Raw genomic sequence first — 8,800 nt, forward strand, 5'->3', positions numbered from 1 at the left:
GCGACCGGCCCCGCTATCCGCTCCGCGTGCCACGACCCTGGTAGAGAACGGCGGTCGACCAGGTCGGCACGATCCGGGGTGCCGGGCCGCCCACCGTCGGGTGCGGACGGTCGGCCGGCGCCACCCCCGGACCGCCGGCGCCCGTCCGGTGGGGCCGGCAGGCGGCCAGGACCCGGCGGGCCAGCCAGCCGAGCAGCCCGGGCACGCCCGGGCGGATGCCCCGCAGGCGCAGCCCGACACCGTGCCGGGCGCACTCGGCGACGAGCGCCCGGGCGTCCACGAACAACCGTGGATCGTGGATGCCCCTCGGCACGGTGGGCAGCCGCTCGGCGACCCGGACGGCCAGCAGCCGGCTCAGCGCCGTGTCGTTCAACGTGTCCAGGACGAGCAGCCCACCGGGTCGGAGCAGCCGGCACGCCTCGGCCACCGCGCGCCGCCAGTCCGGCACGTGCTCCAGGATCTCGCCCGCGGCCACCACGTCCGCGCAGCCGTCGGCCAGCGGGACGGCGGTGGCGTCGCCGTTGACGGGGGTCACCCCGTGCGCGGCGGCCTGCGCCAGGGCCGACCGGGTGAGGTCGACGCCGACGTGCCGGTAGCCCTTGCCGGCCACGTGCGGGGCGAGCAGACCGGCCCCGCAGCCGAGGTCGACCAGGAGGGCGCCGGGGCGGGACGCCGGCGGCACGAGGGCGGCCCGCGCCTCGGCGAGCCAGTGCAGCATCGCGAACACGCCGTCCGGGCGCCACCACTCGCCGGCCAGGTCGTCGTACTGGCGCGGATCGTTGCGCGGCAGGGTGCGGCCCGCGTCTCGCATGGACCGAGCGTGGCACGACTGCCCGGTAACGACCAGACTTCCCTCATGTCGTCAACGGTGCTAGGGCTGGTCAGGGCGAGTCACCCGGAGCCGGCCGCCGCCGTCACCACGGTGGCCGGGTTGCTGGCCTGGGGCGTCGGGCACCGGCCGGCCGGCGTGCTCGCCGTGGCGCTCACCGTGGCGGCCAGCCAGCTCGCCGTCGGCTGGGCCAACGACGCGCTCGACGCCGACCGGGACGCCACGGTGGGGCGTACCGACAAGCCGGTCGCCACCGGCGCGGTGGGCCGGCGCGCCACGGCCGTGGCCGCGGCGGTGGCCGCGCTCGCCACCCCGGTGCTGGCGCTGGCCACCAACCCGGCCGCCGCGCTCTGCGCCACCGTCGGGCTGGTCTCCGCGCTGCTCTACGACTGGCCGCTGAAGTCGACACCCGTGTCGGTCGTGCCCTACGCGGTCTCCTTCGGGTCGCTGCCCGCCTTCGTCGTCCTGGCGCTGCCCGGGGCGCCGGCCCCACCGGTCTGGCTGGTCGCCGCCGCGGCCTGCCTGGGCGCCGGCGCCCACTTCGCCAACGTCCTGCCCGACCTGGCCGACGACGCCCGGACGGGGGTGCGCGGGCTGCCGCACCGGCTGGGCCCGGCCGGCAGCCGCGCCGCAGCCGCCGCCCTGCTGCTCGCGGCGACCGCCACCCTGGTCCTCGGGCCGCCCGGGCGCCCGTCGGGCGTCGGCGTCGCCGCGGTCGCGGCCGCCGTCGTGGTGCCGCCCCTGAGCTGGTACGGCGGGCGCGCCACCGCCCGGGCCGGGGGTCGGCCGGTGGCCGCGTTCCGGGCCGTCATGCTGATCGCCCTCATCGACGTCGTCCTGCTGGTCACGAACGGTCGCCTGGTCTGAGGTCCGCCCCGGGGGTGGCATCCCCGGGTCGGCGTGCGGGGGTGGATCAGGCCCAACTACCCTGGAGCGCGGTCTGCGCGGGCATGGCCACCGTGCCCGGCGTGAGCACCGGGTGGGATCGTGACGAGGAGGACCGACGTGACGCGCTCGATCAGGGGTTCCCGGCGGGCGGCCCTGCTGCTGTCCGGGATGGCGGCGGCGACCGGGCTGCTGCTGTCCGGCTGCGGCACCGGCCAGGTCGCCGAGACCGCCAACAAGGAGCCGTCGGTCCAGGGCGTCAACCTCTCGGCCCGCAACGGCGACTACGCGGTCCGCGGCCTGCTGGTCGAGTTCCCGGGCGTCGAGGGCTACAAGGCGGGTGCCAACGCCGTCCTGAACGCCGTGATCTACAACGACTCCGAGCAGCCGGTCACCGTGACCGTGACCACCGACAGCGCCCGCGAGATCGTGATCACCGGCAAGGGTGCCGCGGCCAGCCCGTCGGCGACGCCCACCCAGTCGGAGTCGCCGAGCCCGCACGCCACGGGAAGCCCGCACGCCACGGGAAGCCCGCACGCCACGGGGAGCCCGCACGCCACGGGGAGCCCCAGCGCGACGGAGAGCCCGAGCGCCACGGGGAGCCCGAGCGCCACGGAGACCCCGGCGGCCCCGGAGAGCCCGGCCGCGCCCGCCGGCGAGCCGGCCCGGATCGAGATCCCGCCGCTGAGCTACGTGCAGCTCAACACCCAGGCGGACCGCGTCCTCCAGCTCATCGGCCTGAACGAGTCGCTGCGCTCCGGCCAGAACGTCTTCCTGACCTTCGACTTCGGCAACGGCGTCACCGTCACGGGCCCCGCGCCGGTCGCCGTGCCGCTCACCCCGGCCGCGCCCCCGTCGCCGATCATCGAGCGCGAGGGCGGCTACGAGGGCCAGGAGGAAGAGGGCGGCCACGGCGGCGGCCACTGACCCCCGCTCCCGACTTCGACGACACCGCCGACGTGGCGACCACCACGCCGGCGGTGTCTTCGTCGTACCCGGGGACTAACGTCCCCCTGTGACCACCTCCCGATCGACGTCCCCGCGCGCCGGCGCTGCCACCGGGCGCGGCCGGGCGGCCAGCCGCGAGCCCCGACCGGCCTACGAGTGCGACGCCTGCGGGCACCAGCCGCCGAAGTGGGTCGGGCGGTGCCCGGAGTGCGGCGAGTGGGGCTCGGTGGTCGAGTGCACCGTGACCGGCCCGACCGTCTCGGGCAAGGTCGTCAGTTCGCGGATGCCGGCCGAGCCGGCCCGGCCGATCGCCACCATCAGCGCCGCCCCGGCGCGGGCGCGGCCCACCGGGGTGAGCGAGCTCGACCGGGTGCTCGGTGGCGGTCTGGTCCCCGGCGCGGTGGTGCTGCTCGCCGGGGAGCCGGGCGTCGGCAAGTCCACCCTGCTGCTCGACGTGGCCCAGCAGTGGGCCGTCGGGGCCGGCAGCCCCTCGCTGGTGGTCAGCGGCGAGGAGTCGGTCAGCCAGGTCCGGCTGCGCGCCGAGCGGATGGGCACCCTGCACGACCAGCTCTACCTCGCCGCCGAGAGCGACCTCGCCGCGGTGCTCGGCCACCTCGACGCGGTCAAGCCGGGCCTGCTGGTGCTCGACTCGGTGCAGACCATCTCCACCACCGGCGCCGAGGGGGTGTCGGGCGGGGTGACCCAGGTGCGGGCGGTCACCGCGGCGTTGGTCGCGGTGGCGAAGGAGCGCGGCATCGCCACCGTGCTGGTCGGCCACGTCACCAAGGACGGCCAGGTCGCCGGCCCCCGGGTGCTGGAGCACCTCGTCGACGTGGTGCTGCACTTCGAGGGCGACAAGCACTCCTCGCTGCGCATGGTGCGCGGCGTCAAGAACCGGTTCGGCGCCGCCGACGAGGTGGGCTGCTTCGAGATGCACGAGGGCGGCATCAGCAGCCTGGCCGACCCGTCCGGGCTCTTCCTGACCCGCTACTCCGAGCCGGTGCCCGGCACCTGCGTGACGGTGGCGATGGAGGGCCGGCGGGCGCTGGTCACCGAGGTGCAGGCGCTGATCGGCGCGACGGTCGCCGGCTCGCCCCGACGCACGGTGTCCGGGCTCGACTCGGCCCGGCTCGCCATGGTGCTGGCCGTGCTCCAGCGGCGCACCGAGCGGCTGACCCTGCACGACCGGGAGGTCTTCGCGGCCACCGTCGGCGGCATCCGGGTGGTGGAGCCGGCGGCCGACCTCGCCGTCGCCCTCGCCGTCGCCTCGGGCGGGCTCAACCTGGCCATCGCGCCGCACCTGGTGGCGATCGGCGAGGTCGGGCTGACCGGCGAGGTGCGCCGCGTCGGCGCGGTGCCGCGTCGGCTGGCCGAGGCGGCGCGGCTGGGGTTCCGGCTCGCGCTGGTGCCGACCGGGTGCGGCCCCGACAGCACCGGCGTAACCCCCGGCGGCATGACCGTGATCGAGGTCACGGACGTCCGCTCGGCGCTCCAGGCCGTCGCGCGCGCGTCCGCGGAGTGACCGACGGTGGGCCGACGACGGGACCGCACGGGCGATACCGGACAGCCGGGGCGCCGGCCCCCGGGCCGGGCGAGCTGGGACATCGCGACACATCACAGTAACCACGACAGCACCCACCGCAGGGCAGTCCGTAGACTGTGCCCGTGCCGATCGACCGCGATACCACCAAGCCAGCCGGCGCGACACCCCACGCCCGCACCGGCGCCGTGGGCTCGCCCGCCCGCCCGATCAGCGTGAGCGTGACCGGCGGCGCCGGGGGCGCCGGCGACCCGCTGCGGGCCAACCTGGCACTGATGGCCCCGGGCACCGCCCTGCGCGACGGCCTGGAGCGGATCCTGCGCGGCCGGACGGGCGCGCTGATCGTCCTCGGCTACGACAAGGTCGTCGAAGGGCTCTGCACCGGCGGGTTCCCGCTCGACGTCGAGTTCTCCGCCACCCGGGTCCGCGAGCTGTGCAAGATGGACGGGGCGGTGGTGCTCTCCAGCGACGGCACCCGGATCGTCCGGGCGGCCGTGCACCTGATGCCCGACCCGAGCATCCCGACCGAGGAGTCCGGCACCCGCCACCGCACCGCCGAGCGGGTCGCCCGGCAGACCGGCTACCCGGTGATCTCGGTGAGCCAGTCGATGCGGATCATCAGCCTCTACGTCAACGGCCAGCGGCACGTGCTGGACGACTCGGCGGCGATCCTGTCCCGCGCCAACCAGGCGCTCGCCACCCTGGAGCGCTACAAGCTCCGGTTGGACGAGGTCTCCGGCACCCTCTCCGCCCTGGAGATCGAGGACCTGGTCACCGTACGGGACGCGGTCGCGGTGGTGCAGCGGCTGGAGATGGTCCGCCGGATCGCCGACGAGATCGCCGGCTACGTGGTGGAGCTGGGCACCGACGGCCGCCTGCTGGCCCTCCAGCTCGACGAGCTGATGGCCGGCGTCGACGCCGACCGCACCCTGGTCATCCGGGACTACCTCCCGGCCGGCCGGAAGTCCCGCACCCTGGACGAGGCGCTGGTCGAGCTGGATCTGCTCGGCGCGACCGAGCTGATCGACCTGGTCGCCGTCGCCAAGGCGATCGGCTATCCCGCCGCCTCCGACGCGCTGGACGCCGCGGTCAGCCCGCGCGGCTTCCGGCTGCTGGCCAAGGTGCCCCGGCTGCCGGTGACCGTGGTCGACCGCCTCGTCGTGCACTTCGGCAGCCTCCAGCGCCTGCTCGGCGCCACCGTGGAGGACCTCCAGGCCGTCGAGGGGGTCGGCGACGCCCGTGCGCGCGGCGTCCGGGAGGGGCTGTCCCGACTCGCCGAGGCGTCCATCCTGGAGCGCTACGTCTGACCCGGGCGGCCCGGCGCGGGTCCGTCCTGCCGGCCGGTCCGGCGTTCGCCACCGGGCGGCCCCGGGGTCGCTCAGCCGTCGGTGACGGTGAGCTTCACCGGCTCGCTGAGCTTGGTGCCCACCCGGGCGAAGACCTGGTAGGTCCCGGCCGGCGGATTCGGGCCGGCCGCCACCCCGCTGGCGCACTTGCTGCTGTCGCGGCCGTTCCAGCCCACCTGGTAGGAGCGCTCGAAGCCGGGCGTGAAGGACTGCACATCGGAGCCCTTGCCCGTGCCGCAGGTGTCGGACGACCAGATCTTCTCGGCCCCCGACTTGATGAACAGCTCCTGCACGTCCGCACCGACGTCGCGACTGCACGTCCGCTCGGACCGGTTCTTGATCTTCAGCTGGAGGTCCACCACGGCGCCCCGGACCACCGACGTGGGCAGGGCCACCGGGGTCACGGTGATCTCGGCGTCCGTGCAGGTGCCGTCGTCGGCGGCCGGCACGACCGGCGCAGGCGGCGGCGTGTCGGTGGTGGTCGTGCCGCCCGAGGGGTCGGCGGCGCCCGGGCCGCCCGACGCGCCGGGCGAGGGCTCCCCGGTCTGCGGGCTGAGCACCGGGCCGGTCGCCTCCGGTGAGGCGCCGGGTGACGCCGCGCCCGCCGAGGGCTGCGCGTCGCCGCTCCTGCCGGCGTTCCGGTCCGAACCGGTGCACGAATAGAGCAGGACAATCAGGAAGAGAAGCCCCGCTCCGAGTACGACGGCGCGACGCCGCCAGTACACGGCGGGTGGCAGGGGGCCGACCGTCAGACGCATGATGCCCCCACCGTAGCGGCGCGGGGCGCGGCAGCCCGGCGCGACGCGCCGAGTCGTCGACAGCTCACCGTTCCCACCCTCCACACGCGACGGTCATGTCTGCCGACGGTGTCCCGACGGCGACACTGGGTCGCCGGTCAGAGATACACCTTGCGCTGGTAGACGGCGTGGGCGCCGGCCACCCGGTCCAGGAAGAGCAGCCCGGCGCAGTGGTCGATCTCGTGCTGCAGCGCCCGCGCCTCGAATCCGTCGGTCACCAGCCGGACGGACCTACCGCTGCCGGGCAGCACGCCCTCCACCACCAGCCGGCTGGCCCGCTTGACGTCGCCGGTCAGGTCGGGCACCGACATGCACCCCTCCCGGGCCACCTTCCACCGGCTCGCCTCGACGACCCGGGCGTTGCACAACACGAAGGTGCCGTGCACGGTGACCGCCTTCGGGTGGCCGGTCACGTCGACCGCGAAGACCTGCGCGCCCACGCCGATCTGCGGGGCGGCCAGCCCGACGCAGCCCGGCGAGACGCGCATGGTGGCGACCAGGTCGGCCGCCAGGCGTACGGTCTCCTCGGCGGTCGGGTCGACCTCGCCGCCGGGCCGGCTGAGCACCTGGTCCGGGGCGGACACCACCGGCCGGACCTCCCCCGGCAGGTCCAGCGACTCCGGGGTCCAGTCGCCGAGGCCCGCGTACGCCTCGGTCTCCGGGGTCCGCTCGTCGCCCGTCACAGCAGGTCCGGGTCGGCCGGCCGGAGGGTCACCCCGACACCCAGGTCCGCGGCCGTCGCCGCGAGGCGTCCGGCCACCTCGTCGGCCGCGCCCGGCGGCAGTTCCACCTCGGCGACGACCACGTAGAGCGACCCGGTCAGCCGGGTGCTCAGGTCGGTGACGTTGCCGCCGGCGTCGGCGAGCACGCGGGTCATCGCCGCCACGATGCCCATCCGGTCCGCACCGTGCACCGCCATCACGTACGGCTCGCCGGCCGGGGCCGTCTCACCGTCGGGGGTGACCTCGCGTACGGTCGCCAGCAGTTGGCCGTCGGCGGAGAGCGGCGCCAGCGCGGCCTCGACGTCGGCGGCGGCCGGCCCCACGCAGACCAGGGTCATCGCGAAGTGCCCCCGCAGCCGGGTCATCGTGCTGTCGGTGAGGTTCGCGCCGAGCCGGGCGAGCACCTCGGCGACGTCGGCCACGATGCCCGGCCGGTCCCGGCCGATGACGGTGATCGCGAGCTCGTTCATCCGGGCATTCTGCCCGATCCGCCGGGCGGCTCCGCGGCGCCCCGCCCAGGTCGCCCAGCCAGCGGGACGGCACGGGCGGGTGTCGGGAGCCCGCCGCCCGCGCCGCGTCGGCGCCCCGCCGCGTGACATCATCGGCGGCGCGATGACTGAGCCCACTTTCGCCACCCTGGTCAGCCGGTGGTACGAGGAGAACGCCCGCGACCTGCCGTGGCGGAAGCCCGACGTGACCCCGTGGGCGATCCTGGTCAGCGAGGTCATGCTCCAGCAGACGCCCGTCGTGCGGGTGCTGCCGGCCTGGGAGGCGTGGCTGGCCCGCTGGCCCGATCCGGCCGCGCTCGCGGCGGACAGCCCGGCGGAGGCGATCCGGATGTGGGGACGCCTCGGCTACCCCCGTCGGGCGGTACGGCTGCGAGACTGCGCCGTCGCGATCGTCGAGCGCCACGGCGGCCGGGTGCCGGAGCGGCTGGACCAGCTGCTGGCCCTGCCGGGCGTCGGGACGTACACGGCCCGGGCGGTGGCCGCGTTCGCGTACGGTCAGCGCCACCCGGTGGTCGACACCAACGTGCGGCGGGTGGTCTGCCGGGCGGTCGCCGGCGAGCCGGACGCCGGCCCGGCCACCCGCCCGGCCGATCTGGTGGCCACCGAGGAGCTGCTCCCCGCCGAGCCGGCCGCCGCCGCGCTGGCCAGTGCGGCCTTCATGGAGCTGGGGGCGGTGATCTGCACCGCCCGGTCGCCCCGCTGCGGAAGCTGCCCCGTCGAGTCGGTCTGCGCGTGGCGGGCGTCCGGCAGGGAGGCTCCCGCCGGTCCGTCCCGCCGGCCCCAGCGGTACGCCGGCACCGACCGTCAGGTGCGCGGGCTGCTGCTCGGCGTGCTCCGGGAGGCGACCGGCCCGGTGCCGCACCAGCGTCTCGACCAGGTGTGGGCCGACGAGGTGCAGCGGGCCCGGGCGCTCACCGGGCTGGTGCGGGACGGCCTCGTGGAACCGGTGGGTGAATCGTCGTTCCGCCTCGTCGGCGACGGCCCGCCGGTCCCGGTCGCCTGACCGTCCCTCGGCTGATCACGCGGGGTACGACGACAGGGGCCGGCCCCTTGTGGGGGCCGGCCCTTGTCGTTGTCGGTGTTCGGCTGGGTCGGGGTCAGGCGGTGTAGCCGCGGGTGGCGATCCAGTCGGCGAGGTTGTCGACGTTCATCCGGTAGGAGGCCTGGGCGGGGTCGGCGGAGTCGGCGATGGTGACGGTGTGGCCGTTGTCGCGGTAGCCGACG

At 76.0% G+C, this 8,800-nt stretch carries 9 protein-coding genes and 1 pseudogene; 5 read left to right on the forward strand and 5 right to left on the reverse strand.

Features of this window, described 5'->3' with window-relative positions:
• Positions 1-13: 13 nt before the first annotated feature.
• Positions 14-811 carry a methyltransferase domain-containing protein gene (locus ACSNOB_RS06505; RefSeq protein ID WP_436685704.1) on the reverse strand — a complete coding sequence of 266 codons (798 nt, stop codon included), beginning with the start codon at positions 809-811 and terminating at the stop codon, positions 14-16.
• Between the two features lie 45 nt (positions 812-856).
• Between ACSNOB_RS06505 and ACSNOB_RS06510 the strand changes: the two genes are divergently transcribed.
• From ACSNOB_RS06510 to disA, 4 genes are all read left to right on the forward strand, one after another.
• Positions 857-1,696: a UbiA family prenyltransferase gene (locus ACSNOB_RS06510; protein ID WP_436685705.1), complete on the forward strand. Its 840-nt coding sequence runs from the start codon at positions 857-859 to the stop codon at positions 1,694-1,696.
• Between the two features lie 138 nt (positions 1,697-1,834).
• The gene (locus ACSNOB_RS06515) at positions 1,835-2,641 is read left to right on the forward strand and encodes a hypothetical protein (RefSeq protein WP_436685706.1); all 807 of its coding nucleotides are present in this window, start codon (positions 1,835-1,837) and stop codon (positions 2,639-2,641) included.
• Between the two features lie 88 nt (positions 2,642-2,729).
• Positions 2,730-4,184 (forward strand): DNA repair protein RadA, encoded by a 1,455-nt coding sequence (radA, locus tag ACSNOB_RS06520; RefSeq protein WP_436685707.1) that lies wholly within the window; start codon positions 2,730-2,732, stop codon positions 4,182-4,184.
• Between the two features lie 143 nt (positions 4,185-4,327).
• A complete protein-coding gene (gene disA / locus ACSNOB_RS06525; protein ID WP_393106225.1) occupies positions 4,328-5,509 on the forward strand; it encodes a DNA integrity scanning diadenylate cyclase DisA in 1,182 nt (393 codons plus the stop codon).
• Positions 5,510-5,580: 71 nt separating this feature from the next.
• On the opposite strand, the gene ACSNOB_RS06530 is transcribed toward disA, so the two are convergent.
• The 3 genes from ACSNOB_RS06530 to ACSNOB_RS06540 form a co-directional block, all read right to left on the reverse strand.
• Positions 5,581-6,306 carry a hypothetical protein gene (locus tag ACSNOB_RS06530; RefSeq protein ID WP_436685708.1) on the reverse strand — a complete coding sequence of 242 codons (726 nt, stop codon included), beginning with the start codon at positions 6,304-6,306 and terminating at the stop codon, positions 5,581-5,583.
• A 137-nt stretch (positions 6,307-6,443) separates the two neighbouring features.
• Positions 6,444-7,028, reverse strand: coding sequence for a peptide deformylase (locus ACSNOB_RS06535; RefSeq protein WP_436685709.1), 585 nt, complete (start codon positions 7,026-7,028; stop codon positions 6,444-6,446).
• Positions 7,025-7,537, reverse strand: a complete 513-nt coding sequence (locus ACSNOB_RS06540; RefSeq protein WP_393106231.1) for a glycine cleavage system protein R — start codon at positions 7,535-7,537, stop codon at positions 7,025-7,027. Before ACSNOB_RS06540 ends, ACSNOB_RS06535 begins: the two co-directional genes overlap by 4 nt.
• 142 nt (positions 7,538-7,679) lie before the next feature.
• Between ACSNOB_RS06540 and ACSNOB_RS06545 the strand changes: the two genes are divergently transcribed.
• Positions 7,680-8,579, forward strand: a complete 900-nt coding sequence (locus tag ACSNOB_RS06545; protein WP_436685710.1) for an A/G-specific adenine glycosylase — start codon at positions 7,680-7,682, stop codon at positions 8,577-8,579.
• A gap of 94 nt (positions 8,580-8,673) precedes the next feature.
• Here the strand turns inward: ACSNOB_RS06545 and ACSNOB_RS06550 are convergent.
• Positions 8,674-8,800: pseudogene (locus ACSNOB_RS06550) on the reverse strand (C39 family peptidase); the annotation flags it as partial.

Source organism: Micromonospora sp. URMC 106, from assembly GCF_051386395.1.
Lineage (GTDB): Bacteria > Actinomycetota > Actinomycetes > Mycobacteriales > Micromonosporaceae > Micromonospora.

What these genes read in the sequence shown, in the direction of transcription:
- ACSNOB_RS06505 (WP_436685704.1), bottom strand. Translation starts at nt 811, where the DNA reads ATGCGAGACGCGGGCCGCACCCTGCCGCGCAACGATCCGCGCCAGTAC.
- ACSNOB_RS06510 (WP_436685705.1), top strand. Translation starts at nt 857, where the DNA reads ATGTCGTCAACGGTGCTAGGGCTGGTCAGGGCGAGTCACCCGGAGCCG.
- ACSNOB_RS06530 (WP_436685708.1), bottom strand. Translation starts at nt 6,306, where the DNA reads ATGCGTCTGACGGTCGGCCCCCTGCCACCCGCCGTGTACTGGCGGCGT.
- ACSNOB_RS06540 (WP_393106231.1), bottom strand. Translation starts at nt 7,537, where the DNA reads ATGAACGAGCTCGCGATCACCGTCATCGGCCGGGACCGGCCGGGCATC.
- ACSNOB_RS06545 (WP_436685710.1), top strand. Translation starts at nt 7,680, where the DNA reads ATGACTGAGCCCACTTTCGCCACCCTGGTCAGCCGGTGGTACGAGGAG.